Source organism: Pseudomonas sp. WS 5410 (assembly GCF_012985645.1).
GTDB lineage: Bacteria > Pseudomonadota > Gammaproteobacteria > Pseudomonadales > Pseudomonadaceae > Aquipseudomonas > Aquipseudomonas shahriarae.
The window spans coordinates 159,489-185,190 of record NZ_JAAQWS010000002.1 but is presented as its reverse complement, the minus strand read 5'-3'; the positions used below and the strand labels follow the sequence as shown (position 1 = coordinate 185,190).

Sequence of the window (25,702 nt, the reverse complement as noted above, 5' to 3'; positions counted from 1 at the left end):
ACTATTTGTTACAGCTTGATGCTAATCTCGGCGCTTCCCAGGTTCAGTCCAGTCCTTGCCGATGCCCAGTGAAACCCCGCTGCTGTTACGTCATCACCGCCCTTTCATCGCGTTCTGGCTGGCGCGGATTTTTACCGCCAGCGGCTTCCAGATGCTCACCGTGGCCATCGGCTGGAACCTCTACCAACTGACTGGCAATGTGCTGGACCTGGGGCTGGTGGGTCTGGTGGAATTTGTGCCGCGGGTGCTGTTTATGCTGCACACCGGGCATGTGGCGGACCGTTATGAACGGCGCAAAGTCGCTGCCATTTGCCAGACGTTGCAAGCATTGATTGCTCTGGCGCTGGTGATTGGCAGCCTGACGGACAATGTCACCCGCGAGATGATTTTTATCCTCGCCTTCCTGCTGGGCTCAGCCCGCTCCTTCGAAATGCCCACTACCCAGGCCCTGCTGCCGAGCATCGTGCCCAGCGCCCTGTTCCCTCGGGCAGTGGCGGCGGCGCAGTCGGCCCAGCAATCGGCAACCATCGTCGCGCCGGCCCTGGGCGGCCTGCTTTATGCCTTCGGCAGCGCCTGGGTGTATGGCCCGACGGTGCTGCTGTACCTGATTGCCTGCATGCTGACCCTCAACCTCCCCGCGCGGCAGACCCCGCTGAACAAGGGCAAGGCCACCCTCGACTCGCTGCTCGCCGGGATTCGTTTTATCCGCAGCCGGCCGGACATCCTCGGGGCAATTTCCCTGGACCTGTTTGCCGTGTTGTTGGGCGGCGCCACGGCGTTGCTGCCGGTGTTTGCCAAGGACATCCTGTTGACCGGCCCCTGGGGCCTGGGGCTGCTGCGCTCGGCTCCGGCAGTCGGCGCGCTGTTGATGTCATTGTGGCTGGCACGGTTTGCCGTGGACCGGCGTGTGGGCCGGGTGATGTTTACCGCGGTCGGCGTGTTTGGCGTGGCGACCATTGCCTTTGGCCTGTCCACCTCGTTCTGGTTCTCCCTGGCGGTGCTGGTGGTGCTGGGGGCGGCGGACATGATCAGCATGGTGATCCGTGCCTCATTCGTACAGCTGGAAACCCCCGATGAAATGCGCGGGCGGGTCAGCGCGGTCAATGGGCTGTTTATTGGCGCGTCCAATCAGTTGGGCGAATTTGAGTCCGGCGTCACGGCCCACTGGCTGGGCACGGTACCCGCCGTGGTGCTGGGCGGGGTCGGGACGCTGGTGGTGACCGGGGTGTGGATCAAGCTGTTCCCGACCCTGGCCAATCGGGACCGCATGCATGTGCCGGCCGAAGCGCCCTGAACCTGCAGGAGCCATCACTGGATGCGTAACTGAGTCACCAGGGTATTGCGGGGCGCGTTGATCGACGTGTTGCTGTACTCGAACCAGCCTGCGGCGCGGATATCCACGTCAAATACATAGATGTAGCCCATCAATGTACCAGCGCCATTGCAGGCCTGGCTGACGGAGCCGACCTGGCAAATCGCCGTCTTTTGTCCCGCAAGCCGCGCCCCATCAAAGGTCGCGATGGAATTATTGCCCAGCCCCACTTCCATCACCGAGACCCGCGTCGCCCCCCGGTGCTGGCACTGCCGGGTACGGTCGGCGCCCTCGGCGATGGACTCGCTGCAGCCCTGGGACTGCACCTGGAACACCCGCACTTCGCTCAAGGCCGGTGCAGGCGCGCCCCACGCCGGTGCCGCCGCCAGCCACAGGCCGAGACAGGCGAACGGAGCTAGACTCCACGCGATGGCTTTTTTCATGCTCTGGATGACCCTGGACTGAACGTCGACGGAGTATGCCTCAAGGCCACACTCAACAAAACCGAGGCCGGGCGCCACAGGTCGTCGACCTGCTGGTATGATGCGCCGCTTTTTCCGATCCTCTGTAGAAAACACGCGGCGCTTGGCGCAGTTTGTGCTTTGACTTTGAGGTCAACAAATCACGGCGCCGAATGCGCCACAGGGAGCAGGCATGCTGGAAAAGCTGTTTCAACTCAAGGCACACAACACTAACGTGCGTACCGAGATTCTGGCCGGTATCACGACATTCCTGGCCATGGCCTACATCCTGTTCGTCAACCCGAGCATTCTCGGCGAGACCGGCATGGACAAGGGCGCGCTGTTTGTCGCCACCTGTCTGGCAGCGGCCATCGGCTCGACGATCATGGGTCTGATCGCCAACTACCCGATTGCCCTGGCACCGGGCATGGGCCTGAACGCCTTCTTTACCTACACCGTGGTCCTGCACCTGGGCCATACCTGGCAAGTGGCGCTGGGTGCGGTATTTATCTCTGCCGTGCTGTTTTTCCTGCTGTCGATCTTCCGCATCCGCGAATGGATCATCAATGCCATCCCCCTGCCCCTGCGTTCGGCGATTGCTGCCGGTATCGGCCTGTTCCTGGCGCTGATCGCCCTGCATAACGCCGGGATCGTGGTCAGCAACCCAGCGACCATGCTGGGCATGGGCGACCTGGCGAAGCCCGCACCGATCCTCGCCACCCTGGGTTTCTTCCTGATCGTGGCCCTGGAAGCGCTAAAAGTGCGCGGTGCAGTGCTGATCGGCATCCTCGCGGTGACCATCGCCGCCATCGCGCTGGGCGTCACCCCCTTTGGCGGCGTGGTATCAATGCCACCTTCCCTGGCCCCGACCTTCCTGCAACTGGATATCGCCGGCGCCCTGGACGTGGGCTTGATCAGCGTGATCTTCGCCTTCCTGTTCGTGGACCTGTTCGACAACTCCGGCACCCTGATCGGCGTTGCCAAGCGCGCCGGCCTGATGGGCAAGGACGGTCACATGCCGAAAATGGGCCGCGCCCTGATCGCCGACAGTACCGCGGCCATGGCCGGCTCGCTGCTGGGTACCTCGACCACCACCAGCTACATCGAGTCGGCTGCTGGCGTGAGTGCAGGTGGCCGCACCGGGCTGACCGCCATCGTCGTGGCAATCCTGTTCCTGCTGGCACTGTTCTTCTCGCCGCTGGCGGCCAGCGTCCCGGCGTTTGCCACCGCCCCCGCGCTGCTGTTTGTCGCGGTGCTGATGACCTCGGGCCTGGCGGAAATCGACTGGGACGACATCACCGTTGCAGCGCCCGTGGTAATCACCGCCCTGGCGATGCCCTTCACTTACTCCATCGCCAACGGCATCGCCTTCGGCTTCATCGCCTGGACCGGTATCAAGCTGCTTACGGGCCGCTACCGTGAACTCAACCCAGCGCTGGTGATCCTGTCGATTCTGTTCGTGATCAAGCTAGGCTGGTTCCCCGCATGACTTTTGACGCAGCAAGTTACGCCCTGCAACTGCAAGAAAAGGTCACGCGCTTGCGTGACCTGCTCGCGCCGTTCGACGCGCCCGAGCCGCAGGTGTTCGATTCGCCCCTGCAGAACTTCCGCCTGCGCGCCGAGTTTCGCCTGTGGCGCGAAGGGGGTCAGCGCCATTACGCGATGTTCTCCCAGGATGACAAGCGCACGCCGATCCTGATCGAAGAATTCCCCATCGCCAGCCTGCGCATCAACCAGTTGATGCCGCAACTCAAGGCCGCCTGGCAAGCCAGCGCTGCCCTGAGCCACAAACTGTTCCAGGTGGAGTTCCTCACCACCCTGGCCGGCGACGCGATGATCACGCTGTGCTATCACCGCCCGCTGGACGAGCATTGGCACACGGCGGCCAACAAACTGGCTGCCGACCTGAACGTCAGCATCATCGGCCGCTCCAAGGGCAAGCGCGATGTGATCGGCCACGACTACGTGGTCGAGAAACTCGATGTCGGCGGTCGCACCTTCAGCTATCGCCAGCCCGAAGGTGCCTTCACCCAGCCCAACGGCACGGTGAACCAGAAGATGCTCAACTGGGCCTATGGGGCCCTCGGCGATCGCAGCGATGACCTGCTGGAGCTGTATTGCGGCAACGGCAACTTCACCCTGCCCCTGGCCACCCGCGTGCGCAAAGTGCTGGCCACCGAGATCAGCAAGACCTCGGTCAACGCCGCCCTGAGCAACCTCGATGAAAACGCGGTGGATAACGTCACCCTGGTGCGCCTGTCCGCTGAAGAACTGACCCAAGCCCTGAACGAAGTGCGGCCGTTCCGACGCCTGCACGGTATCGACCTCAAGAGCTACGCGTTCGGCAGCGTCTTCGTCGACCCGCCCCGCGCAGGCATGGACCCGGACACCTGCGAATTGACCCGGCGCTTCGAGAACATCCTGTACATCTCCTGCAACCCGGAGACGCTGGCGGCGAACATCGCGCAACTGCACGACACGCACCGCATTACCCAGTGTGCAATGTTTGACCAGTTCCCGTGGACCCACCATATGGAATCAGGCGTGCTGCTGACCCGGCGCTAACCCTCGGCCCCGGCACACCTAGAAAAATGTGGGAGTGGGCTTGCCCGCTCCCACATAAGCCCACTCCCCCGGCTGTGCATCATTCCTCCTTGCGTGGCCGCCCGCCCTTCTTGCCATTGGCACGGGCGGCTGCGGACTTGGCGGCGCTGGTTTTACGGCCGTTGCGCGATGCCACCATGCTCGCCGCCAGGTCCATCAGGGGCTGACTCGTAGCGACCAGGCCAGTGATGGAAACATGCAGATCACGAGCTTCACAGCACAGTGCCTTGCCGCCAAAACCGACCTCCAGCGCCTGGAAGTCCTGCGCAGAAAAACCTTCGAATTCAGAGAGACCGGCCACCGGCAACAGGATGCGGCTGCCGTCGCCGAAGCCGATGGAAATGCAGTCGTCCTGGTAGTGCACGGAGCTGGCATTGGCGTACACCCGCTTGAGCTTGCGCCCACGGGCCACGGCCTTATCAACATCGGCCTCAGTGATCGGTGCATCAGGCCGGACTTTGGCTTTTACAGTTTTCATAACTCAATCTCCACGGATCCTGGCGCCCTCACCAGGTTCAAGATGGTTCGCCGCCCCGCCACATCGTGCCGGGCCCTGGCGATCACGTAGACACCTCGCCGGATGACCAACCCCGGCACGACCTCGTCGGCCTCCCAATCCCAGGAACGGTTCTCCAGGCAGACCGTTTGCAGCTTCTCCCACCAGATCCTTTGTGCCCGCGCCAGATAATGCGGCTGCATCAAGGTCTGGCGAATGCCTTCCAGAATGCGAGTGGGTGGTCGCCGCCGCTCGGGATCCACATCCCACAACGCCACGTCCCCATCCAGGAAACTGAAGCGAAAACGCGCATCCCAGTCCTTGCCCATGACATGTACGTGCGGCGGGCAATGCTCATCCCTGAGCAACACTGCAATCACATATCCCTTGTAAGTGCCTACTTTCATCGTAACCCATCCGTTAGGTTATTTGTCGCCGACCAACGCTTTATCCAGCCCCAGCCGACAGCCGGCCTCTTCAAATTGCCAGAGCTGCCTCACAGGCTAGTAACGACTGGCACCGCTTCAAATGCCGGGTTGTAACCGCAGATGCCCAGGCGGTCGTCGTTGAAAAACAGCCCCTCCTTGAACACATTGACGCCCATCTCCCAATCCCGCGACTCTTCAGCCTTGGGATACGGGCTGGGAAACACCCGCTCTGCCGAGTTGCCGCCATGGGGGCGACCGGTCAGTGACCTGGCCCTTGAGCGCGGTGCTGCGGATCCCGGGGGATGTAAAGCAAACAGGCGGGCATCTTAAGTTTTGTCGAGAATGGTTTCCAATTGACATCAACTCTTGGACAGTCCCGACAGACTGCATTCACCGTTCGATAATCGAACGGTTATCTGCAGCACAGCGCTTGGCCAATTGACCAAATTAACCATTCAGTACATTTTGTCTCCATCCATAAAAACAACAGTGGAGACACCCCCATGCCGCCTATTGTGCTGGTCCTCAACGGCCCCAACCTGAACCTGCTCGGCACCCGCGAACCGGCCACCTATGGCCACGAGACCCTGGCTGACGTCGCCGCCCTATGCGGGCGTAGCGCCGAACAGTTCGGGCTGAAACTGGAATTTCGCCAGACCAACCACGAAGGCGAGTTGCTGGACTGGATCCATGGCGCCCGCGCTCGTTGTGCGGGCATTGTGATCAACCCGGCGGCCTGGACCCACACCTCGGTGGCCATTCGCGACGCCCTGGTGGCCAGTGAGTTGCCGGTGATCGAAGTGCATTTGTCCAACGTGCATGCCCGCGAACCGTTCCGTCATCACTCTTTCGTCTCGCCCATTGCCAAGGCCGTGCTCGCCGGGTTTGGCAGCCACGGTTATCACCTGGCCCTCGAGCATTTCAGCCGGGAGCTCAAATGAAGCCGCGCATTCTTGCCGGGCTGATCGGCGCCGGCATCCAGGCGTCCCGCACGCCAGCCCTGCATGAGCAGGAAGGCGATGCCCAGGGTCTGCGCTACTTGTATCGCCTGATCGACCTGGACCCGCTGCAACTGGACAGCAGCGCCCTGCCCGATCTGCTCAAGGCCGCCGAACAGATGAACTTCACCGGATTGAACATCACCTACCCATGCAAGCAAGCGATCCTGCCGTTGCTCGATGAGCTGTCGCCCGAAGCCCGGGGCATCGGCGCGGTCAACACTGTGGTCTGGCGCGATGGCAAGCGCATCGGTCACAACACTGACTGCCTGGGTTTTGCCGAAGGGTTTCGCCGTGGCCTGCATGACGCTGCGCGCCAGCGCGTGGTGCAGATGGGCGCCGGTGGCGCAGGCGCGGCGGTGGCCCACGCGCTGTTGGCCGAAGGTGTCGGCCAGTTGAGTATTTTCGATGTGGATCACGACCGCGCCCAAAGCCTGGCCGCCAACCTCAACCAACACTTTGGCCCCGACCGGGCGTGTGCCGGCAGCGACCTGGGTCACGCGATGGCGGCGGCTGATGGCCTGGTCAACACCACGCCCATGGGCATGGCCAAGCTACCGGGCATGCCCGTGCCAGCAGCATTGTTGCGCGCGGATTTGTGGGTCGCGGAAATCGTCTATTTCCCGCTGGAAACCGAGCTGCTACGCAACGCCCGGGCGCTGGGTTGCCGCACCCTGGATGGGGGGAATATGGCGGTGTTCCAGGCGGTGAAGGCGTTCGAGTTGTTCAGTGGTGAGAAAGCAGATGCACAAAGGATGCTCGCTCATTTCCAGAGCATGAATACTTCACTGTAGAAACCGGATCCTAATGTGGGAGCTGGCTTGCCTGCTCCCACACAATTGAATTCGGCGGTGGATCAGGCCTGCAGGTAACGCAGCACCGACTCGCAGATCATCGCCCGATGCCGCTGCTTGATTGCTTCATCCGACAATTCGATCTGAAAAATCTCACTGAAGGTATGCCGGTTGGATACCCGGTAAAAGCTGAACGAGTTGATCAGCAAATGCACATCCAGCGGCTCCAGCCCAGCGCGGAACACCCCCAGCTCCGCGCCCCGGCGCAAGGTCGCGCCCAGTGCTTCAAGGATATTGCTGTTCATCGCCTTGATCGCGTCCGACTGTTTCACATACTCGGCGTTGTGAATGTTCTCGATGCTGACAATCCGCACAAAATCCACATTCTGGTCGTGGTGATCGAAGGTGAATTCCACCAGGCGCCGGATTGCTTCACGGGGTTCCAGTTCAGTGAGGTTCATCCGGGTTTCGGTGTTGCGGATATCCCCGTAGAGCTTTTCCAGGACCTCGACGTACAGCTGTTCCTTACTGCCGAAGTAGTAATAGATCATGCGCTTGGAGGTGTGGATGCGCTCAGCGATGGCATCCACCCGCGCCCCCGAAAGCCCCTGCTGCACGAACTCGACAATGGCTTCTTGCAGAATGTTCTCGCGGGTCTTTTCCGGGTTGTTCTTGCGGCTCTTGCGCGGCGCCAGGGAGACGTCGGGCAGTTCGGAGGTCGGGGTCATGGTGCGCTCACGGCCATTTATGCAGGCCGTGATTATGGGCTGCCACGCCGTACGAAGGAAGCGTCAACGCCCTACAGCCTGGCCTGGCGCACTGCCCCACTGCGCGACTTGGCCATCGCCGCCAGGCGTACCGCCACATTCGCGGCGCCATAGCCGGCGTAACCGTTCTTGCGCTGGATAATCTCGAAGAAAAACCGCCCTTCAAAGGGTTCGGTGTACACGTGAAACAGCTCACCGCCCTGGGCATCACGGTCGTACAACACGTTGTAGTACGCCAGCTCGCTGAGGAACTGATCGTCGAAATCAAAACGCGCCGCCAGGTCATCGTAGTAATTGAGTGGGATATCCAGCAGCGGCACGCCCGCCTCCTTGGCCCGGCTGACCTCGGCGAAAATATCCGCGCAATCAAAGGCAATGTGATGCACGCCGGAGCCACGGTAGCTGGATAACGCGTGGGAAATCGCCGTGTTGCGGTTCTCGGAAATATTCAGCGGCAAGCGGATCGAACTGCAACGGCTGCGCAGCGCCCGGCTCTTGACCAGGCCGTAGGGGTCCGGCAACACCACCTCATCGTCGGCCTCGAAATCCAGCAGGCTCTTGTAGAACAGCACCCAACTGTCGAGGCTGTCGGCCGGCAGGGCCATGGCCATATGGTCGATGCGCAGCAGCCCGCCGCCGCCGGTGCTGGCGGCCTGCAGGTTGAAATCAGTGTGGTAGATCCCGCCGGCGTGCTGGTCCACCAGGTAGATCAGGCTGCCATCCGGCGCGCGTACAGCCGCCAGCTCCAGCTCATTGGGCCCGACCAGCCCGCGATAGGGTTGGCCCTTGTAGGCCACCGCCCGTTCCAGGGCCTTGGCACTGTCCTTGACGCGAATCGCCGTGGCGCACAACGACGGGCCATGGGCCTCGAAAAAGTTGTGGGCAAAGGAGTACGGCTCGCAGTTGAGGATCAGGTTGATATCGCCCTGGCGCAGCAGGCTCACGCTCTTGGAACGGTGCTGCCCGGCCTTGACGAAGCCCAGGCGTTGCAGCCATTGGGTCAGGCGGGCGCCGAGGTTTTCATCCACCGCAAACTCGAGGAATTCGATGCCGTCGTACTCGCTGGCAGCCGGGGTCTCAAACAGGATATCCAGCGGCGTGGCCTGTTGCTGCAGGCGTTGGCGGGTCTTCTCTTCCAGGTACAGCAACGAGCGCAAACCATCCGCCGCGTTGGCCCGGGTGGGCGCGGCGCGAAAGCCATCGTTGAAAATCTCCAGGGACAGCGGCCCGGTGTAGCCACTCTGGATGATCGGCGCGAGAAAACCCGGCAGGTCGAACTCGCCCTGGCCGGGGAAGCAGCGAAAGTGCCGGCTCCACTCCAGCACGTCCATGGCCAGCAGCGGCGCGTCGGCCATTTGCACAAAGAAGATCTTGTCGCCAGGGATCTGGGCGATAGCCGTCGGATCGCCCTTGAGCGACAATGTATGAAAACTGTCTAGCAACACCCCGAGGCTGGGGTGGTCAATCTCGCGCACCAGTTGCCAGACCTGTTGCCAGGTGTTGACGTGCCGGCCCCAGGCCAGGGCTTCATAACCAATGCGCAAGCCACGGCGCCCGGCGTGTTCGGCCAACAGGCTGAGGTCATCGCGCAGGATCGAATGTTCGCCCGTGGAGTCGGCAGAAGCATTGCTGCACACCAGCACCAGGTCGGTGCCCAGTTCCTGCATCAGGTCGAATTTGCGTTCGGCCCGTTCCAGGTTGCGCGCCAGGCGGTCGCGGCGACATCCTTCAAAATCACGAAACGGCTGGAACAACGTGATGGCAATGCCCAGATCGGCACACATCTGCCGCACTTCACGCGGGCTGCCGTCGTAATACAGCAAGTCGTTCTCGAAGATTTCCACCCCATCGAACCCGGCCGCAGCAATGGCTTCGAGCTTTTCCGGCAGGGTGCCGCTCAGGGAAACAGTGGCGATGGAACGTTGCATGGGGTGACTCCCGGCAATGAAGGGTGGTCTTGTTTGCGGCAAATTATTGGCCGCGCGCGATAAAGCAGCAATTCAAAATGTACCAATCAGTTAGTTTTTCGGGCGATTATCGAACACAATGGCGATTGGCGAATTGACGATTTTTTAGCCACTGCGCACCATCGAATGCGCATCCAGGGCCGCTTTTTTTAAGGCGCAAACCTGTGATCAAGACCCAGAACACACCATAAAAATTTCAAAAAACGGGTACCTCTCATGCCTTCGCAAAATTCCGCCGTGGCCCCGCGCCCCGGCAACCCGCAAGCGGCCATTGGCGACAAGATTCGCGGCGCCCTCGCCGTCGGCAAAACCCGCTGGGGCATGTTGGCCCTGGTGTTTTTCGCCACCACCTTGAACTACATCGACCGCGCCGCTCTGGGCGTGATGCAACCGATCCTGGCCAAAGAGATGAGCTGGACGGCGATGGACTACGCCAACATCAACTTCTGGTTCCAGGTCGGTTATGCCATTGGTTTTGTGCTGCAAGGCCGGCTGATCGACCGCGTCGGCGTCAAGCGTGTGTTCTTCTGCGCGGTGCTGCTGTGGAGCATCGCCACCGGCGCCCACGGCCTGGCGACTTCGGCGGTGGGCTTTATGGTCTGCCGCTTTATCCTCGGCCTCACCGAAGCGGCCAACTACCCCGCCTGCGTCAAGACCACCCGCCTGTGGTTCCCCGCCGGCGAGCGCGCGGTGGCTACCGGGATCTTCAACGCCGGCACCAACGTCGGCGCCATGCTCACGCCAATGCTGTTGCCACTGGTGCTGCATGTGTGGGGCTGGCAGGCTGCATTTTTATGCATGGCTGCCCTGGGTGGGATCTGGCTGGTGTTCTGGGGCCTGAAGTACTACAACCCCGAAGACCATCCGAGCGTAAAACAGTCGGAACTGGACTACGTGCAACAGGAAGTCGAGCCCGAACAACCCCGCGTGCCCTTCAGCCGTATCCTGCGCATGCGTGGCACCTGGGCCTTCGCCATTGCCTACGCCCTGACCGCCCCGGTGTTCTGGTTCTACCTCTACTGGCTGCCGCCGTTTCTCAACCAGCAATACAGCCTGGGGATCAACGTGACCCAGATGGGCATCCCGCTGATCATCATTTACCTGACGGCAGACTTCGGCAGTGTGGGCGGCGGGATTCTGTCCTCGTTCCTGATCGGACGCGGCATGCAGCCGATCAAGGCGCGCCTGCTGTCGATGCTGCTGTTTGCCTGCTGCATCGTCGGCGTGATCATGGCCGCCGGCTCCAGCCAACTGTGGGTCGCAGTGTTTGCCATCTCCCTGGCCATCGGCGCGCACCAGGCCTGGACCGCCAATATCTGGAGCCTGGTGATGGACTACACCCCCAAGCACATGATGAGCACGGTATTTGGCTTTGGCGGGATGTGCGCGGCGATCGGCGGGATGTTTATGACGCAGATCGTCGGCCATATCCTGACCGTGACCAATAACAACTACACCGTGCTGTTCACCCTGATCCCGGCGATGTACTTCATCGCCCTGACCTGGATGTACTTCATGGCGCCGCGCAAGATCCCCACCGTCGCGGTGTGACTCAACGCCGCCGCTGCTGCCAGGCAGCGGCCAAGCCACTCAGGCAGATCACCCCGATCCCGACCACCGTGGTCAGGTCCGGGGTGTGATTGAACACCAGCCAGCCCAACAGCCCCGCAAACACGATCTGGCAATAGCCGAACGGTGCGAGTAACGCCGGCGCGGCGAAGCGGAAGGCCTGGGTCAGCATCAAGTGCGCGGTCATCCCACAGGTGCCCAGTGCCAGCATCAACAGGCCATGGCCCAGGGTCGGTACCTGCCAGAAGAACGGCACCAGCGCGCTCATCACCAGGGTGTTGCACAGGCCGGCGAAGAAGTTGCTGGTGGTCGGGCTGTCGTACTGGCTGAGGATGCGGGTCAGCAGTTGGTAGAAACAGAAGAACAACGCCGAGACCAATGGCAACAACACCGCCGGGGTGAACAACTCACCGCCCGGGTGCACAATAATGATCACCCCGACAAACCCGCAGATCACCGCCAGCCACTGGCCCCGCGTCACATGCTCGCCCAGCAGCGGCACCGACAGGGCCGTCACCAGAATCGGCGCGAGGAAGTTCACTGCGGTGGCTTCGGCCAGCGGGATGTAATGCAGGGCAGCGGTAAAGAACAGGCTGGTGCCCAGCAGGCACAACGCCCTGGCCACCTGCAACAACGGGCGCTTGCTGCGCAGTACACGCAAGCCCGATTGCGGCAGGAAAATCCCCGCCATCAGCAGCGTATGCACCATGTACCGGGCCCATACCACCATCACGATGGGGTAAAAGCCGGCGAGGTACTTGGACAACGCGACATGGCTGGAAAACAGAAACGTCGCCAGCACAATCAGCACGATGCCCTTGAAGGGATGGTTGACGCCGGAAAGAGGAGTGCTGAGGGTCATTGAATTCTCGTGCGTGACAGGCTGAAATGACCGCCGCAAGCAGTGGCACTCAACGCGCTAATCTAGAGCGGGTGGTGCATCGGTCTCAAGAGCATAACCAAACAGCGGGCGATCAGCGCACTAAATCGCCTAAACCCAGTCCAACGCTGCACGCCAGCCAGCCATTGCGCTTTTTTTAATCAAGGCCAATCCATTATGAAAAAAACACTGTTTATTCTCTCGACCCTTGCCCTGCTCAGTGCCTGCGATAAAACGCCCGAGCCGCCCAAGCCGGCGCCGCCTTCCGTACAAGCGACCCTGGTCCCGGAGACCCTGCCCACCGACAAATGGGTCGGCAAGTGGATCGGCGTCGAAGGCCTGCACCTGACCGTCAGCAAGGACGACAGCATCGGCCGCGGGCATTACCTGCTGAGCATGCAGTACGGCCTCGATGCCGACGCCTCCGGCACCTTCAAGGGCCAGGCCAGCGAAGACGGCATCACCTTCAACCGCCCGGACGGCCCGCAAATGCTGCGTGCCGGCGACGGCGCCGCCACCGGTTTGAAATGGCTGGCTGATAAAAAAGATTGCCTGGTGGTCAATACGGGCGAAGGGTATTGCCGCGAATAACGGCCATACTCAATCACGGCGCTAACAACACGATCATCAAGAGGATTGCCCCATGCTATGGAAAAAGGGTCGACGCAGCGACAACGTGGTCGACGCGCGCAATGACGGCGGCGGTGGCGGCGGCATGCGTTTTGGGGGTGGCAAGGGCCTGAGCCTGACCGCCATTGTGCTGATCGTCGGCATCGGCCTGCTCACCGGCCAGGACCCGATGCAGATCCTCGGGCAACTGAGCGGCCAGATGACCGAACAGGCCCCTTCGGTCAGCCCGCAAACGCGCCAGGCGCCGCCCGCCAATGATGAGCAGGCGGATTTCGTGCGCGCCGTGCTGGGCGACACCGAAGACACCTTTGGCCAGGTGTTCCAGGAAAACGGCCTGACTTACAAGAACCCCAAGCTGATCCTGTTCCGTGGCCGGGTGAATTCCGCCTGCGGCGGCGCGACCTCCGCCAGCGGCCCGTTCTATTGCCCGGCCGACCAGCAGGTCTACCTGGACCTGGATTTCTTCCGCGAAATGTCCCAGCGCTTCCAGGCGGCCGGCGACTTTGCCCAGGCCTATGTGATCGCCCACGAAGTCGGCCACCACGTGCAAACCCTGCTGGGCATTTCCTCGAAAATCCAGGTCGCACGCCAGCAAGGCCGGCAGATGCAGGGCGATGGTGGCCTGCTGGTCCGCCAGGAACTGCAAGCCGACTGTTTCGCCGGGGTCTGGGCCAACCGCGCGCAAAAGCGCCTGAACTGGCTGGAACCGGGCGATATCGAAGAAGCGCTGAACGCCGCCAACGCCATCGGCGACGACCGATTGCAGCAACAGGGCCAGGGCCGTGTGGTTCCCGACTCGTTCACCCACGGCACGTCGCAACAGCGGGTTCGCTGGTTCAAGACCGGGTTTGCCCAGGGCCAGATCAGCCAATGCGACACCTTCTCGGCCAAGAGTCTGTAAATGAGTAAACGAGCCGGATGGCTGCTGGGGTTGATGATCGGTTGCGCCACCACCCCCTTCGCCGCCGGGCAGGCGGTCAAGGTCGTCAGCCCCGAGCGTTTCTCCCTGCAAGCCGGCGACCTGAGCCTGGGCCTTAGCCAGGACTGGCGCCAGCCGCTGCCGCAGATCACTCGGGCGCTGATCATCGTGCATGGGCGCCTGCGCAACGCCCAGACCTACCTCAAAAGCGCCGAAGATGCCGCCGCCCACGCAGGGCAAGGCGCCAACACCCTGGTGATCGCACCGCAGTTTCTCAACGATGCCGATATCCAGCGCCATCACCTGGGTGACAGCGTACTGCGCTGGCACGGCAATGGATGGATGGCGGGCGATTCGTCAATCGGTCATGGCCAGATCAGTTCCTACGGCGCCCTGGACCAGATCATCAAGCACCTGGGCAACCGCCAACTGTTCCCGGCCCTCAAGGAAATAGTGGTCGCCGGGCATTCCGGTGGCGGCCAGGTGGTACAGCGCTTTGCCCTGACCGGCCATGATCACCCGGCCCTGCAAGCCGCCGGCATCAGCCTGCGCTATGTGATCGCCAACCCATCGTCCTACGCCTACTTCAGCCCGCAGCGCCCGGTGCAGTTAGCGCCGGGCAGTTGCCCGCAGTTCAATGACTGGAAGTACGGCATGCAAAAACTGCCGGCCTACGCCAACGGCCAAAGCCCCCAGCAACTGGAAAAGGCCTACGCCGCGCGGGATATCACCTACCTGCTGGGCCAGCAGGACACCGACCCCAACCACCCGGCCCTGGACAAGAGCTGCGCGGCCGAGACCCAGGGCGCATATCGGCTGATTCGCGGGCACAACTACTTTGACTACCTCAAGCAGCGGCATCCGCAGTTGAGCCAGAGGTTGGTTGAAGTGCCTGGGGTTGGGCATGACGGCGACAAGATGTTTACCTCGCCGCTGGGGCAGAAGGCCTTGTTCCACTAATCCCCCAGGGAAAACCCAAGCCAGCTCCTACCGGTGATGTGTGGTGTCGGGGCTAGATCATCTGGCGCAATGCCGCGCAGTCTTGCGCATGCCAATCTGCCAGTTCCGGCCATGGGTTTTCGGGCAGGTTGACCAGCACCGTCCGCGTCCCCGCCGCCCGGCCGCAATCCAGGTCGAAGCGATAGTCGCCCACCATGACCATCTCGGCCGGCGCCACATCCCAGGCCTGGGCCAGTTTCAACAGGCCACCGGGATCAGGCTTGGGCGGGGCGTCGTCGCGGCCCAGCACATCTTCCACGGCAAAACAGTCCGCCAGGCCGATGGCTTTCAAGGTGATGTGCGCCAGCTCCTGGGCGTTGCGCGTCAGGATCCCCAGGCGACAGCCCCGTGCTGCCAGGTCGCGCACCAACTCCACCGCGCCCGTGGCCGCTACCGAGCCCAGCGCCAGTTCGCGCTCATGCTCCAGCAACCAGGCATGCTTGGCCGCCGCCTCCGCTGCTGGCAACGCAGCCAGGTGGGTGAGGATGTCATCGGCAGGTGGAATATCCAGGGCCACGCGGATCGCCGCAAAATCATGCACGGCCACCGTGAGGGTGCCGTCCATGTCGAACACCCAGTGTTTTACGTCCGTGAGGCTCATGCCCAATCCTTGCGATGGCGAATCAGGCCTTCCTGGGTCACCGAGGCCACCAGTTGGCCCGCGCGGTTATACACGCTGCCACGGGAGAACCCGCGGGAATTGCCGGCCCATGGGCTGTCCATGGCGTACAGCAACCAGTCATCGGCCCGCAGGTCAGCGTGGAACCACAGCGCATGGTCAAGACTGGCCACTTGCATGTCCTTCTGCCACACGGTCTTGCCATGGGGCAGCAACGAGGTGGTCAGCAGGCCGAAGTCCGAGGCGTAGGCCAGCAGATATTTATGCAGCGCCGGCAAATCGGCCAGGGCGCCATCGGCGCGAAACCACACATACTTGACCGGGTCGGACGGCTGCGGGTTGTACGGATCTTTTTCGGTCACCGGGCGCACTTCAATCGGCTTGGGGCACAGCAGTTTTTCGCGCATGGTCTCGGGGATCAGGTGCGCACGCTGCCGGGTCAGTTCCAGCTCCGACGGCAGGTTCTCCGGGCCCACCACCACCGGCATGGTGGTCTGGTGCTCGAAGCCTTCTTCGTCGTACTGGAACGAGGCGCTGCAGGTGAAGATCGGGTTGCCCTTCTGGATCGCCGTCACCCGGCGCGTGCTGAAGCTGCCGCCATCGCGCACCCGGTCCACTTGATAGACCACTGGCAGCCCAGCGTCGCCAGGGCGCAGGAAATAGCCGTGCAACGAATGCACATGCCGCGCTTCTTCGACGGTCTGGCTGGCTGCCGACAGCGACTGGCCCAAGACCTGGCCGCCGAACAGTTGGCGAAAACCCAAGTCCTGGCTGCGGCCGCGGAAGAGGTTTTCTTCAATCGGTTCCAGGGTCAGCAAGTCGACCAGATCTTCCAACACTTGGCTCATTCAAACTCTCCTCACACAAAGCAAAACCGCGCAGTCTTGGCTGCGGCGGGTAAAAACATCGGGCGGCCTGCCTATCCGTGCAGCGTATCCAACCATTGGGCGCGGGTGATGCGGTACAACACATGATGGCGCAGCGGATCGTCCGCCGCGAGCCTGGGGTGCTGAAAATCTGCCGCCGGATCGTAATGCATACCGATGGCCTGCATGACTTTCTGCGACGGCAGGTTGGCCTCGGTGGTGAAGGCCACTATCTCTTCCAACTGCAAACGGTCAAAACCACAACGCAATGCAGTCCAGGCCGCTTCACTGGCAAAACCCAGGCCCCAGTGCTCGCGGGCCAGGCGCCAGCCAATCTCCACCGCCGGGGTGAAGTCGGCTTCAAAGCCGACATTCATCAACCCCGTCAGGCCGATAAATTCGCCGCTGTCCTTACGCTCCAGGGCCCACGCACCAAACCCATACTCGGCAAAATGCCCACGTATTCGCCCGATCAATGCCGCGCTTTCCAAGCGGTCCAGGGGTGCCGGGAAATAGCGCATCACCTGCGGGTCGGCGCACATCCGGGCAAACTCCGGCAAATCGCTGTCGCGCCATTGGCGCAACACCAGGCGCGCGCTTTCCAACTGCAGTATCGGCTCCATCGTTCCCCTCCCTTGCCATGTGCGTGAGTGTACAGCGCTGTTAAGATCCGTCGCTGGTTCCTGTCAGAAATTGCCATGCCTTTGCCATTGATCTACCACGACGACTACAGCCCCGAGTTCCCGGCGGATCATCGCTTCCCCATGGATAAATTCCGGCTGCTGCGCGATCACCTGGTCGACAGCGGCCTGACCCAGGACAGCCAACTGCTGCGCCCCGAATTGTGCCCGGCCCAAGTGCTCGCCCTGGCCCATGACCCTGACTATATCGAACGCTATATGAGCGGTGAGTTGTCCCGCGAAGACCAGCGGCGCCTGGGCCTGCCCTGGAGCGAAGCCCTGGCCCGACGCACCGTGCGCGCGGTCGGTGGCTCGTTGCTGGCGGCCGAGCAGGCCCTGGAACATGGCCTGGCCTGCCACCTGGCGGGTGGCACCCACCACGCCCATTACGATTACCCGGCGGGCTTTTGCATCTTCAATGACCTGGCGGTGATCAGCCATTTCCTACTGGCCAGTGGGCGAGTCAATCGGGTGCTGATCTTCGACTGTGACGTGCACCAAGGCGACGGTACCGCGCGCATCCTCCATGACACACCGGACGCCATTACCGTGTCCCTGCACTGCGAAAAGAACTTCCCGGCGCGCAAGGCCGCCAGCGACTGGGATATCCCGCTGCCCATGGGCATGGGCGACGCCGACTACCTCACGGTGGTGGACGATGCCCTCAACTACCTGCTGCCGCTGTATCAGCCCGACCTGGTGCTGTATGACGCGGGCGTCGATGTGCATAAGGACGACGCCCTCGGCTATCTCAAGCTGACAGATGCAGGCGTCGCCGCCCGTGACGAAAGCGTGATGCGCCATTGCCTGGGCCGCGATATCCCGGTGGTGGGCGTGATCGGTGGCGGCTACAGCAAGGACCGCCACGCCCTGGCCCGGCGCCACGGCATCCTGCACCACAGTGCGCAGCGGGTGTGGACGTCATCAGGTTGTCATTGAAACCTGGGCGTTACCCACAATGCCTGTGGAACGGCCTGTGGATAACTTGAGCGTAACCGCCTGTAAGGCAGGCACCACATAGCATGTAGGAAGGTGTACGTTTTTTGATCAGGCAGTTTCGCGGTCCTCGGGTAGAATGCTCGCCCTACTTCGCCGAACCGCAGTCACCCCCATGCCTCAGATCCCAGCCCAGCCTTTTCACGTCACGATCATCGGCGGCGGCCCCACCGGGCTGATGGCTGCCGAAGTCCTGAGCCAGGCCGGGGTCCGGGTGGACCTGTATGACGGCATGCCATCGGTGGGGCGCAAGTTCCTGCTGGCGGGCGTGGGCGGCATGAATATCACCCACTCCGAAGCCTACCCGGCATTTCTTTCACGCTACGCCGAACGCGCGTCGGACATTGCCCCCTTGCTGCGCCAGTTTGGTGCCGAGGCGTTGTGCGAATGGATTCATGGCCTGGGCATCGAAACCTTTGTCGGCAGCTCCGGCCGTGTGTTTCCTACCGACATGAAAGCCGCCCCCCTGCTGCGCGCCTGGCTCAAGCGCCTGCGCGACCAGGGGGTAGTTATCCACACCCGGCATCGCTGGCAGGGCTGGAATGCCGACGGCGGCTTAATTATCCACAGCCCGGAGGGCGAGAAGACTGTCCACAGCGATGCCGTACTGCTGGCCCTCGGTGGTGGCAGTTGGTCGCGCCTGGGCTCGGACGGCGCCTGGCTCAAGTTGCTGGAAGACCAAGGCGTGCCCTGCACCCCGCTGCAGCCCAGCAACTGCGGCTTCGAGGTGTCAGCCTGGAGCGAATTAATGGTGAGCAAATTCGCCGGCGCGCCGCTGAAAAACGTCGCCATAGGGTTGGCGGATGACAAACCCCGCCTGGGCGAATGCGTGATCACCGCAACCGGTATCGAGGGCAGTCTGATCTACGCGCTGTCGGCGCCGATTCGCGAAGCGATCAACCGCGACGGTTCAGCCACCGTGCACATCGACCTGCTGCCGGGCAAGCCGCTGGACAAGGTGCAGGCCGCATTGGCCAAGCCCCGTGGCTCACGCTCGATGAGCAAGCATTTGCACAGTCAGTTGGGCCTGGATGGGGTAAAGGCTGCGCTGTTACGCGAGTTGGCGCCCACAGGTCACTTCAATGATCCGGCGCAGTTGGCTGTGGATATCAAGGCACTGCCACTGACGCTGGTAAAAACCCGGCCGATGGATGAAGCCATCAGTACCGCCGGCGGCGTACCGTTTGAAGCGCTGGATGAGCGCTTGATGCTCACGCAGCTACCGGGGGTATTTTGTGCCGGGGAGATGCTGGACTGGGAAGCACCGACGGGTGGGTATTTACTGACGGGGTGTTTTGCCAGTGGGCGGATGGCGGGGCGTGGCATGCTGGAGTGGCTCCAGCACCAATAGTTGCGGGCAGCTCAGGGCCTCATCGCAGGCAAGCCAGCTCCCACATTTTGATCTGTGAACACATTCAAATGTGGGAGCTGGCTTGCCTGCGATGAGGCCCTGACAGACGCCAAAGAAGTTACTTCTTCTTACGCGGCCCGGTATTAAACACAGGCACTTTGCGCACCGGCTTGATCGACGGCTCCGCCGCCACTTCCCCGCTTTCCACCCACTTGCCCAGGTTGCGCTTACCGCCACCACCAGACGTCTTAGGCTTCTTCGGTTTCTTCGGCTTCTTCACCACCTGCCCGCTGGCATCGGTGTCGGGCACGCGGTGCTCCGGTTCGAAGTCCTGTTCCATTTTGCGGGTCAGGGTCTGGCGGGTCAGCATCTCGATGGCCGAGAGCATGTTCACTTCGTCGGCACAGACCAGGGAAATCGCCTCGCCGGTGTTGCCGGCCCGGCCGGTACGGCCGATACGGTGGATGTAGTCCTCGGCAACGATGGGCAGGTCAAAGTTGACCACCATCGGCAAATCTTCGATATCCAGGCCACGGGCCGCCACATCAGTGGCCACCAGGATCTGCACCTCGCTGGCCTTGAAACGGTCCAGTGCCCGCTGGCGCGTGGCTTGTGGCTTGTCGCCGTGGATGCCGTCGGCATTGATCCCCAGGCCTTGTAGCTTGTCTACCAATGCATCCACACCGTTGCGGGTCTTGGCGAACACCAGCACCTGCTTCCACTTGCCCTTGCGCATCAGATGCACAAACAGCTCCGCCTTGCGCTTCTTGTCCACCGGCACCACCCATTGCTTGACGGTGTTGGCAGCGACGTTGCGCGGGCTGACTTCGATGCTCAGCGGGTCAATAAGCATCTGCCCGGCCAGCAGGCGGATGTCATCGGAGAAGGTCGCGGAAAACAGCAGGGTCTGACGCTTTTTCGGCAGCATGCGGTAAATGTTCGCCAGCTCTTCGGAAAAACCCAGGTCGAGCATGCGGTCGGCTTCATCCAGCACCAGGGTTTGCAGCTGATTGAGCTTCAGCGCGTTCTGGCGGAACAGGTCGATCAGGCGGCCAGGGGTGGCCACCAGCACGTCGACCCCCTTGCGCAGCTTCATCATTTGCGGGTTGATGCTGACGCCGCCATACACCGCGTAGGTGGTCAACGGCAGGTGCTCGGCGTACTGGGCGACGCTGGCGTGAACCTGCTCGGCCAGCTCGCGGGTCGGGCACAGGATCAGCGCACGCACCGAGTTGGCGGTGACTTTTGGCCCTTCCATGGTCAACAGTTGCAGGAGCGGCACGGCGAAGCCGGCGGTCTTGCCGGTGCCGGTCTGGGCCGCAGCCATCAGGTCGCGACCGGCCAGCACCGCCGGAATGGCTTGCGCCTGCACCGGCGTTGGGGTCTGGTAGCCAAGCGCCTCAAGGGCGCGCAGCAAGGGTTCGATCAGGCCAAGTGTGGCGAAAGTCATGTGTTTACCGTAGGAAAAATTCAGCGCAAGGGCGTAATGCGCGGCAGTTTACCTTATTTCCGGCTTCGGCTTGCGCCACTGGGGCAGGCTGATCAACAGCACGGCGCTGATAATCACCAACATCGCCAGGGCTTCTTCCAGGCCAATGGTCTCGCCGACAAACACGATGCCCAGCAGCACCGCCACCGCCGGGTTGACGTAGGCATAGCTGGTGGCCGCTGCCGGACGCACGTGTTTGAGCAGGTACATATAAGCGTTGAAGGCGATGATCGAGCCAAAGACGGTCAGGTAAGCCAGGGCCAGCCAGCCTTCCACCGGGGGCATCGCTTGCAGGTGCTCGCCCTTGAGTGCACTGCCGATCAACAGCACCACCCCGGCGATCAGCATTTCGGCGGCGCTGGCCATGGCGCCCTGGGGCAACGGCAAGTGCCGGCTCCATACCGAACCAAAAGCCCAGGAAGCGGCGGCAAACAACAGCAGCCCAGCGCCCAACGGGCTCGATTGCAGGTTGGAGCCCATATTGAGCATGGCAATGCCGATCATCCCCAGAATCACCCCGGCCCACTCCAGACGGGTATTACGCGCGCCCCAAAAATATCCACAGAGCAAGGTAAACAACGGCACCGTCGCCACGGCCAGCGCAGCGACACCTGAAGTCACGCCGCTGTGTTCAGCCACACTCACTGCGCCATTACCGAAGGTCAGCAGCAAGATGCCGATCATGCCCGCGGCTTTCCACTGCGCCCAGGTCGGTGCCGGCACCCCGCGCCAGCGCAGGTAGCCATACATCAGCGCCCCCGCAGTACAGAAGCGAATCCCCGCCAACATCAGCGGCGGCCAGTACTCCACGCCAATACGGATCACCAGGTAGGTAGACCCCCAAATCACATACAGCGCAAAAAAAGCTGCGATCAACGGTAAGGGAAAACGACGTGGGCCAGGCATGGGCAGCTCTGCAGCAGGACAAGGAATCGTTATTTTAGAAATCCACACCAGTAAACATAAGTTACAAAACCTGTTTAAAGCGCCCATACACTTTTCAAATCATGGTTATCAGGGCTATAAGCCTTGTATTCGAAAGCCCGCCATTGCCAGAGCCTTATTCATGGACAAATACGATCGCATGCTCCTCAGCGCCCTGCTCAAGGATGGGCGCGCCACTTACGCGCAACTGGCCCGCACCGTAAACCTCTCCGCCCCCGCCGTGGCTGAACGCGTGGCCAAGCTGGAGGCCAGCGGAGTGATCACCGGTTACCAGGCCAAGGTCGACCTGTCCAAGATCGGCCTGCCGATCCAGTGCACGATTGAACTGCGCTTGACCAAAAACGGCAGCCAGAAAGTCTACGACGCGCTGGCAGAAATCCCCGAACTGACCGAATGCCACCGGGTCACCGGCGACCCCTGCGTGATCATGCAGGCGGCGGTGGGTTCAATGCCGGAACTGGAAAGCCTGATCAACCGGGTGGCGAAATTCGGGTTCAGCAAAACCTCGATCATCTTGTCGAGCGCCGTAGAGCGGCGGTTGCCGTTGGGGTATTTGGAGGGAAAGAATGGCGGCGCCTGAGCGAGCGCTATCGCGGGCAAGCCCGGCTCCCACAGTTGACCCGATTGCCCGGACTGGATGCGATCCCATGTGGGAGCTGGCTTGCCTGCGATAGCGGTGTATCAGGCCAAAACATCTCAACTGACACACCACCATCGCGAGCACACCCGGCCCCACAGCTAACCCGATTGCCCGGGCTGGATGCGATCCCATGTGGGAGCTGGCTTGCCTGCGATAGCGGTGTATCAGGCCAAAATATCTCAACTGACACACCACCATCGCGAGCACACCCGGCCCCCACAGTTGACCCGATTGCCCGGACTGGATGCGATCCCATGTGGGAGCTGGCTTGCCTGCGATAGCGGTGTATCAGGCCAAAATATCTCAACTGACATACCACCATCGCAAGCACACCCGGCCCCACAGCTAACCCGATTGCTTGGGCTGGATGCGATCCCATGTGGGAGCTGGCTTGCCTGCGATAGCGGTGTATCAGCCACGAATGCACCAACTGGCCTACCCACACCCGACGCCCACATTTTGCTCTTTATCGTTCTGAGAATCGGGATCAGAACCCGCGATGTTTCTTCAGATGGTCATTGATCTTCGCTGCCGGCACTTTTTGCAGGCTGCACAGCAGATCATGGGTCAACTCGCGCAAGCCGTGGGTGCGGCGCAGTTCCTGGGCCAGGTGGGCGGTGAGGTTGGCCGCCATTTCCGCATCCGCCATCGCCCGGTGAGCCTTGCCGGTGTGGGGCAATTGCGCATAAGACGTCAGGGTGCCGAGTTTGTGGTTGGGCGCAGTGGGCATCAGCCGGCGGGCCAGGAGCAGCGAGCAGGCGAATTTTTGCAGGCGGGTGCGGCGGATCAGGCCCAGTTCGAAGTCCCAGAACTTCTGGTCGAACGCGGCGTTGTGCGCCAGTAGCGGCGTGGTGCCGACAAATTCATTGACCTCGTTCATCACCCGCTCGGCCGGCGGCGCGCTGCGCAGCATGGCATTGCTGATGCCGGTCAGTTGCTCGATAAACCCCGGCACGCGCACACCGGCGTTCATCAGGCTCTGGTAGCGGTCCACGATCTGGCCCTGCTCCAGGATGACCACGGCGATTTCCGTGGCCCGGCAACTGCTGCTCGGCGAGATGCCGGTGGTTTCAAAGTCGATGACCGCTATACGTTCCAAACCTGTTCCAACCCCATCTGAAAATCTATTTGAGCAACAACGCGCCTTCGATAGGCACGTAGCGACTGGCCGCGCGGATCAACGAATTGGCCGTCAGCCCCGGCACGCCGTAGGCCACGGCTTCGACGCCATGTTTATGGATGATGCGGTCGAGCAACATATCGAAATCTCCATCACCCGAGGCCAGCACCACTTCGTCGACATGGGCGGCGGCGTCCATGATGTCGATGGTGATGCCCACGTCCCAGTCGCCCTTGGCCGAGCCATCGCTGCGCTGGATGTACGGCTTGAGCTTCACGGTAAAGCCCAGGTTGCGCAGGATCTGCTGGAATTGCTGCTGCTTGCTGTCGCCACGGTCGATGGCATAGGCGTACGCCTCGACGATCTGCCCGCGCTGGCTGATATCGGCCCACAGGGCGGCGTAGTTGAAGTGGCAGCCATAGGCCTGGCGCACGGTGTAATAGAGGTTCTGCACATCGGCGAACACTGCAATTTTTTTCACCGTATATCCTCATCGCACTGGCGGACGTGATGGCCCGCAAAGGTCGCCAGTATGCCAGCCAAGAGGAGGTTTCCGAGAAAAATCAGACCGGGGCGACAGCGCGCCCCGGTTCAGTGGGTGTCAGACGAAGGAGTCGTCGTCGCCAAAGAAGGAAGAATCGTCGGCATAACCGCTGTCGGCGCTGTCATTGTCAGCGAAACGCTGCTCGTCATTGCCCCAGCCGCCGTTGTCACTGGCAGGCGCCGGCTCTTCGCGAACGATCTCTTCCACCACCTGCGGCTGCTGGTTGTGGCTGAACAGGCTGCTGATACCTTGGGCCAGCATCACACCCCCGGCCACCCCGGCGGCGGTTTTCAGGGCGCCACCAAGAAAACCACCACCTGCGGGCGCCGCCTGCTGGGGTTGCTGATAGTTCTGTTGTGGGGTGCCAAAGCTCTGTTGCGGCGTCGGCGCGCTGAAGCCGGGCCGAGTCGGCTCGCGCCAACCACCCGCGCCAGAGGCCGGCGCGCTCGGCGCAGGCTGCGGCTCGCGGGAGCTGCCGCCAAAGATGCTCGACAGGAACCCACCACCGCTGGTGGCCGGCTGCGTTGTCTTGGCCCGTTGCAGTTCATCCTGCAATTGCTGGATCTGTTGCGCCTGCTGCTTGTTCTGCGCATCCAGGCTTTTGATCGCGGCTTCCTGCACCAGAATCGCCTGGGTCATGAAATACCCGGCGGCCGGTTGGCGAGTGATGTGCTCCTTGATCCGCGCTTCTGCCTGGGCGTCGCGGGGGGCTGAGTCCGTTTCGGCTTGCTGCAACCGTGAAAACAGTCCGTCGATCAGGGTTTGCTCTTCGCTGTTCATGGCGACCTCGTTAGATTGCCGGTAAAAATCTGCGTCCCGCCCGCAATGGGCAAGGTACGCCACCAGTAATGGGGCTGGCCTGCGGCGTTTCAATGATCTTTACCCAAGGTTTACGTTTGTCGGTGATCGGTTAAAGTGTCCGCTGCTTTTTCCGCCTGTGATGACTTTGATGAATCCGTTGACCGTTCTGCGCGACTCTTTCTACTTTTTCCAGCGCAACCTGGGCGCCATCGTGCAGTTGTGCCTGCCCTTGGTGATCCTGGAGGCCGTGCTGCAACAAGTGCTCGATCGCACCCTGGGCCCGGAGGCGTTTACCGGCTACAGCATGATCGTGGGTTTGCTGGTGTATCCGCTGTACACCGCCGCCCTGATCCTGTTTCTCGACGCCCGCAGCCGTGGCGAGTCGCCGCGCACCGCCGCCGTGCTGGCCATGGCGCTGACCTTGTGGCCACGCTACGCGTTGCTGACGGCCATGAGCACCCTGCTGATTCTGCTGGGGCTGTCGTTGTATTTCCTGCCGGGGCTGTGGCTGATGGTCACCCTGGCCTTCGCCGAGTACTTGCTGGTGCTGCGCGGGATGCCCGCGCTGGCGGCGATGAAGGAAAGTTTCCGTCTGACCCGTGGGCATTTTCTGCGCATCCTGGTCTGCCTGTTGTGCGTGATGACCCCACTGTGGCTGCTCAAGGGTGCCAGCGTCGCAGCCTGGCCCGACCCGCAGAACCCGCTGCTGGCGGTGCTGATCGACAGTGCCCATAGCTTCTTGCAGCTGTTTACCAGCGTAGTGCTGTTCCGCCTGTTCATGCTGATCGCCGGTGATGCCGACGCTCGCTAACGTGCTCCCTGGGCTC

At 62.0% G+C, this 25,702-nt stretch carries 28 protein-coding genes; 13 read left to right on the top strand and 15 right to left on the bottom strand.

The window, feature by feature from the left end:
- Positions 1–61: 61 nt before the first annotated feature.
- Positions 62–1,294, top strand: a complete 1,233-nt coding sequence (locus HBO24_RS04310; protein WP_170044028.1) for an MFS transporter — start codon at positions 62–64, stop codon at positions 1,292–1,294.
- Positions 1,295–1,308: 14 nt separating this feature from the next.
- Here HBO24_RS04310 and HBO24_RS04305 read toward each other — a convergent pair whose 3' ends face one another.
- Complete coding sequence (locus HBO24_RS04305) at positions 1,309–1,755, bottom strand: DUF4879 domain-containing protein (protein ID WP_057441146.1); 447 nt, start codon at positions 1,753–1,755, stop codon at positions 1,309–1,311.
- A gap of 211 nt (positions 1,756–1,966) precedes the next feature.
- Between HBO24_RS04305 and HBO24_RS04300 the strand changes: the two genes are divergently transcribed.
- Together HBO24_RS04300 and trmA are read left to right on the top strand one after the other, a co-directional pair.
- The gene (locus tag HBO24_RS04300) at positions 1,967–3,262 is read left to right on the top strand and encodes an NCS2 family permease (protein ID WP_032861840.1); all 1,296 of its coding nucleotides are present in this window, start codon (positions 1,967–1,969) and stop codon (positions 3,260–3,262) included.
- Positions 3,259–4,338: a tRNA (uridine(54)-C5)-methyltransferase TrmA gene (gene trmA / locus HBO24_RS04295; protein WP_128592783.1), complete on the top strand. Its 1,080-nt coding sequence runs from the start codon at positions 3,259–3,261 to the stop codon at positions 4,336–4,338. The genes HBO24_RS04300 and trmA overlap by 4 nt, the downstream gene beginning before the upstream one ends.
- A gap of 79 nt (positions 4,339–4,417) precedes the next feature.
- Here trmA and HBO24_RS04290 read toward each other — a convergent pair whose 3' ends face one another.
- From HBO24_RS04290 to HBO24_RS04280, 3 genes are all read right to left on the bottom strand, one after another.
- Positions 4,418–4,855 carry a DUF2442 domain-containing protein gene (locus HBO24_RS04290; protein WP_115129050.1) on the bottom strand — a complete coding sequence of 146 codons (438 nt, stop codon included), beginning with the start codon at positions 4,853–4,855 and terminating at the stop codon, positions 4,418–4,420.
- On the bottom strand, positions 4,852–5,280 hold the full coding sequence (locus HBO24_RS04285; protein ID WP_170059345.1) for a DUF4160 domain-containing protein: 429 nt from the start codon (positions 5,278–5,280) through the stop codon (positions 4,852–4,854). Before HBO24_RS04285 ends, HBO24_RS04290 begins: the two co-directional genes overlap by 4 nt.
- An 89-nt stretch (positions 5,281–5,369) precedes the next feature.
- Positions 5,370–5,525 carry a hypothetical protein gene (locus HBO24_RS04280; RefSeq protein ID WP_169959800.1) on the bottom strand — a complete coding sequence of 52 codons (156 nt, stop codon included), beginning with the start codon at positions 5,523–5,525 and terminating at the stop codon, positions 5,370–5,372.
- A gap of 279 nt (positions 5,526–5,804) precedes the next feature.
- On the opposite strand from HBO24_RS04280, the gene aroQ reads away from it, so the two are divergent.
- The gene (aroQ, locus tag HBO24_RS04275) at positions 5,805–6,242 is read left to right on the top strand and encodes a type II 3-dehydroquinate dehydratase (protein ID WP_032861827.1); all 438 of its coding nucleotides are present in this window, start codon (positions 5,805–5,807) and stop codon (positions 6,240–6,242) included.
- On the top strand, positions 6,239–7,093 hold the full coding sequence (locus tag HBO24_RS04270; protein WP_057441152.1) for a shikimate dehydrogenase: 855 nt from the start codon (positions 6,239–6,241) through the stop codon (positions 7,091–7,093). Before aroQ ends, HBO24_RS04270 begins: the two co-directional genes overlap by 4 nt.
- Before the next feature lie 62 nt (positions 7,094–7,155).
- On the opposite strand, the gene HBO24_RS04265 is transcribed toward HBO24_RS04270, so the two are convergent.
- On the bottom strand, positions 7,156–7,821 hold the full coding sequence (locus tag HBO24_RS04265; protein WP_057444392.1) for a TetR/AcrR family transcriptional regulator: 666 nt from the start codon (positions 7,819–7,821) through the stop codon (positions 7,156–7,158).
- 71 nt (positions 7,822–7,892) lie between these two features.
- Entirely contained in the window at positions 7,893–9,788 is a 1,896-nt protein-coding gene (gene quiC / locus HBO24_RS04260) for a 3-dehydroshikimate dehydratase QuiC (RefSeq protein ID WP_170059344.1), read from the bottom strand.
- Between the two features lie 255 nt (positions 9,789–10,043).
- Between quiC and HBO24_RS04255 the strand changes: the two genes are divergently transcribed.
- On the top strand, positions 10,044–11,378 hold the full coding sequence (locus tag HBO24_RS04255; protein ID WP_057441156.1) for an MFS transporter: 1,335 nt from the start codon (positions 10,044–10,046) through the stop codon (positions 11,376–11,378).
- 1 nt (position 11,379) lies between these two features.
- Here HBO24_RS04255 and HBO24_RS04250 read toward each other — a convergent pair whose 3' ends face one another.
- A complete protein-coding gene (locus HBO24_RS04250; RefSeq protein ID WP_170059343.1) occupies positions 11,380–12,258 on the bottom strand; it encodes a DMT family transporter in 879 nt (292 codons plus the stop codon).
- Positions 12,259–12,453: 195 nt separating this feature from the next.
- Here HBO24_RS04250 and HBO24_RS04245 point away from each other — a divergent pair, with 195 nt between their 5' ends.
- Genes HBO24_RS04245 through HBO24_RS04235 form a run of 3 tightly spaced genes read left to right on the top strand, consistent with a single transcriptional unit; the run spans position 12,454 to position 14,785 of the window.
- Entirely contained in the window at positions 12,454–12,867 is a 414-nt protein-coding gene (locus tag HBO24_RS04245; RefSeq protein WP_057441161.1) for a hypothetical protein, read from the top strand.
- 52 nt (positions 12,868–12,919) lie between these two features.
- Complete coding sequence (locus HBO24_RS04240; RefSeq protein WP_170059342.1) at positions 12,920–13,807, top strand: neutral zinc metallopeptidase; 888 nt, start codon at positions 12,920–12,922, stop codon at positions 13,805–13,807.
- Entirely contained in the window at positions 13,808–14,785 is a 978-nt protein-coding gene (locus HBO24_RS04235; protein WP_170059341.1) for an alpha/beta hydrolase, read from the top strand.
- Positions 14,786–14,837: 52 nt separating this feature from the next.
- Here HBO24_RS04235 and HBO24_RS04230 read toward each other — a convergent pair whose 3' ends face one another.
- From HBO24_RS04230 to HBO24_RS04220, 3 genes are all read right to left on the bottom strand, one after another.
- Positions 14,838–15,425 carry an HAD family hydrolase gene (locus tag HBO24_RS04230; RefSeq protein ID WP_057958364.1) on the bottom strand — a complete coding sequence of 196 codons (588 nt, stop codon included), beginning with the start codon at positions 15,423–15,425 and terminating at the stop codon, positions 14,838–14,840.
- Positions 15,422–16,291 (bottom strand): acyl-CoA thioesterase II, encoded by an 870-nt coding sequence (gene tesB, locus HBO24_RS04225; protein WP_057441166.1) that lies wholly within the window; start codon positions 16,289–16,291, stop codon positions 15,422–15,424. The genes HBO24_RS04230 and tesB overlap by 4 nt, the downstream gene beginning before the upstream one ends.
- A gap of 71 nt (positions 16,292–16,362) precedes the next feature.
- Positions 16,363–16,932 carry a GNAT family N-acetyltransferase gene (locus HBO24_RS04220; protein ID WP_169959803.1) on the bottom strand — a complete coding sequence of 190 codons (570 nt, stop codon included), beginning with the start codon at positions 16,930–16,932 and terminating at the stop codon, positions 16,363–16,365.
- Positions 16,933–17,007: 75 nt separating this feature from the next.
- Here HBO24_RS04220 and HBO24_RS04215 point away from each other — a divergent pair, with 75 nt between their 5' ends.
- On the top strand, positions 17,008–17,928 hold the full coding sequence (locus HBO24_RS04215; RefSeq protein WP_170059340.1) for a histone deacetylase: 921 nt from the start codon (positions 17,008–17,010) through the stop codon (positions 17,926–17,928).
- A 172-nt stretch (positions 17,929–18,100) separates the two neighbouring features.
- On the top strand, positions 18,101–19,336 hold the full coding sequence (locus HBO24_RS04210) for a TIGR03862 family flavoprotein (protein WP_170059339.1): 1,236 nt from the start codon (positions 18,101–18,103) through the stop codon (positions 19,334–19,336).
- A 118-nt stretch (positions 19,337–19,454) separates the two neighbouring features.
- Here HBO24_RS04210 and HBO24_RS04205 read toward each other — a convergent pair whose 3' ends face one another.
- Both HBO24_RS04205 and yedA read right to left on the bottom strand, forming a co-directional pair.
- On the bottom strand, positions 19,455–20,786 hold the full coding sequence (locus tag HBO24_RS04205; RefSeq protein WP_115129057.1) for a DEAD/DEAH box helicase: 1,332 nt from the start codon (positions 20,784–20,786) through the stop codon (positions 19,455–19,457).
- A 48-nt stretch (positions 20,787–20,834) separates the two neighbouring features.
- Positions 20,835–21,731, bottom strand: coding sequence for a drug/metabolite exporter YedA (gene yedA / locus HBO24_RS04200; RefSeq protein WP_057958360.1), 897 nt, complete (start codon positions 21,729–21,731; stop codon positions 20,835–20,837).
- Positions 21,732–21,891: 160 nt separating this feature from the next.
- Here yedA and HBO24_RS04195 point away from each other — a divergent pair, with 160 nt between their 5' ends.
- Positions 21,892–22,350, top strand: coding sequence for an Lrp/AsnC family transcriptional regulator (locus HBO24_RS04195; protein ID WP_057958359.1), 459 nt, complete (start codon positions 21,892–21,894; stop codon positions 22,348–22,350).
- A gap of 547 nt (positions 22,351–22,897) precedes the next feature.
- Here the strand turns inward: HBO24_RS04195 and HBO24_RS04190 are convergent.
- The 3 genes from HBO24_RS04190 to HBO24_RS04180 form a co-directional block, all read right to left on the bottom strand.
- Positions 22,898–23,509, bottom strand: coding sequence for a 3'-5' exonuclease (locus tag HBO24_RS04190; protein WP_057441176.1), 612 nt, complete (start codon positions 23,507–23,509; stop codon positions 22,898–22,900).
- 25 nt (positions 23,510–23,534) lie between these two features.
- Entirely contained in the window at positions 23,535–24,011 is a 477-nt protein-coding gene (locus HBO24_RS04185; protein ID WP_032861784.1) for an NYN domain-containing protein, read from the bottom strand.
- Positions 24,012–24,131: 120 nt separating this feature from the next.
- Entirely contained in the window at positions 24,132–24,854 is a 723-nt protein-coding gene (locus tag HBO24_RS04180) for a DUF2076 domain-containing protein (protein ID WP_128592781.1), read from the bottom strand.
- A 169-nt stretch (positions 24,855–25,023) separates the two neighbouring features.
- Here HBO24_RS04180 and HBO24_RS04175 point away from each other — a divergent pair, with 169 nt between their 5' ends.
- On the top strand, positions 25,024–25,686 hold the full coding sequence (locus HBO24_RS04175) for a YciC family protein (protein ID WP_057441178.1): 663 nt from the start codon (positions 25,024–25,026) through the stop codon (positions 25,684–25,686).
- Positions 25,687–25,702 lie beyond the last annotated feature (16 nt).

What these genes read in the sequence shown, in the direction of transcription:
- HBO24_RS04310 (WP_170044028.1), top strand. Translation starts at nt 62, where the DNA reads ATGCCCAGTGAAACCCCGCTGCTGTTACGTCATCACCGCCCTTTCATC.
- HBO24_RS04270 (WP_057441152.1), top strand. Translation starts at nt 6,239, where the DNA reads ATGAAGCCGCGCATTCTTGCCGGGCTGATCGGCGCCGGCATCCAGGCG.
- HBO24_RS04215 (WP_170059340.1), top strand. Translation starts at nt 17,008, where the DNA reads ATGCCTTTGCCATTGATCTACCACGACGACTACAGCCCCGAGTTCCCG.
- HBO24_RS04285 (WP_170059345.1), bottom strand. Translation starts at nt 5,280, where the DNA reads ATGAAAGTAGGCACTTACAAGGGATATGTGATTGCAGTGTTGCTCAGG.
- HBO24_RS04205 (WP_115129057.1), bottom strand. Translation starts at nt 20,786, where the DNA reads ATGACTTTCGCCACACTTGGCCTGATCGAACCCTTGCTGCGCGCCCTT.
- HBO24_RS04245 (WP_057441161.1), top strand. Translation starts at nt 12,454, where the DNA reads ATGAAAAAAACACTGTTTATTCTCTCGACCCTTGCCCTGCTCAGTGCC.
- HBO24_RS04305 (WP_057441146.1), bottom strand. Translation starts at nt 1,755, where the DNA reads ATGAAAAAAGCCATCGCGTGGAGTCTAGCTCCGTTCGCCTGTCTCGGC.
- HBO24_RS04235 (WP_170059341.1), top strand. Translation starts at nt 13,808, where the DNA reads ATGAGTAAACGAGCCGGATGGCTGCTGGGGTTGATGATCGGTTGCGCC.
- HBO24_RS04175 (WP_057441178.1), top strand. Translation starts at nt 25,024, where the DNA reads ATGAATCCGTTGACCGTTCTGCGCGACTCTTTCTACTTTTTCCAGCGC.
- HBO24_RS04180 (WP_128592781.1), bottom strand. Translation starts at nt 24,854, where the DNA reads ATGAACAGCGAAGAGCAAACCCTGATCGACGGACTGTTTTCACGGTTG.
- HBO24_RS04255 (WP_057441156.1), top strand. Translation starts at nt 10,044, where the DNA reads ATGCCTTCGCAAAATTCCGCCGTGGCCCCGCGCCCCGGCAACCCGCAA.
- HBO24_RS04240 (WP_170059342.1), top strand. Translation starts at nt 12,920, where the DNA reads ATGCTATGGAAAAAGGGTCGACGCAGCGACAACGTGGTCGACGCGCGC.
- yedA (WP_057958360.1), bottom strand. Translation starts at nt 21,731, where the DNA reads ATGCCTGGCCCACGTCGTTTTCCCTTACCGTTGATCGCAGCTTTTTTT.
- tesB (WP_057441166.1), bottom strand. Translation starts at nt 16,291, where the DNA reads ATGAGCCAAGTGTTGGAAGATCTGGTCGACTTGCTGACCCTGGAACCG.
- HBO24_RS04210 (WP_170059339.1), top strand. Translation starts at nt 18,101, where the DNA reads ATGCCTCAGATCCCAGCCCAGCCTTTTCACGTCACGATCATCGGCGGC.
- HBO24_RS04265 (WP_057444392.1), bottom strand. Translation starts at nt 7,821, where the DNA reads ATGACCCCGACCTCCGAACTGCCCGACGTCTCCCTGGCGCCGCGCAAG.
- HBO24_RS04220 (WP_169959803.1), bottom strand. Translation starts at nt 16,932, where the DNA reads ATGGAGCCGATACTGCAGTTGGAAAGCGCGCGCCTGGTGTTGCGCCAA.
- HBO24_RS04230 (WP_057958364.1), bottom strand. Translation starts at nt 15,425, where the DNA reads ATGAGCCTCACGGACGTAAAACACTGGGTGTTCGACATGGACGGCACC.
- HBO24_RS04195 (WP_057958359.1), top strand. Translation starts at nt 21,892, where the DNA reads ATGGACAAATACGATCGCATGCTCCTCAGCGCCCTGCTCAAGGATGGG.
- HBO24_RS04290 (WP_115129050.1), bottom strand. Translation starts at nt 4,855, where the DNA reads ATGAAAACTGTAAAAGCCAAAGTCCGGCCTGATGCACCGATCACTGAG.
- HBO24_RS04250 (WP_170059343.1), bottom strand. Translation starts at nt 12,258, where the DNA reads ATGACCCTCAGCACTCCTCTTTCCGGCGTCAACCATCCCTTCAAGGGC.
- aroQ (WP_032861827.1), top strand. Translation starts at nt 5,805, where the DNA reads ATGCCGCCTATTGTGCTGGTCCTCAACGGCCCCAACCTGAACCTGCTC.
- trmA (WP_128592783.1), top strand. Translation starts at nt 3,259, where the DNA reads ATGACTTTTGACGCAGCAAGTTACGCCCTGCAACTGCAAGAAAAGGTC.
- quiC (WP_170059344.1), bottom strand. Translation starts at nt 9,788, where the DNA reads ATGCAACGTTCCATCGCCACTGTTTCCCTGAGCGGCACCCTGCCGGAA.
- HBO24_RS04300 (WP_032861840.1), top strand. Translation starts at nt 1,967, where the DNA reads ATGCTGGAAAAGCTGTTTCAACTCAAGGCACACAACACTAACGTGCGT.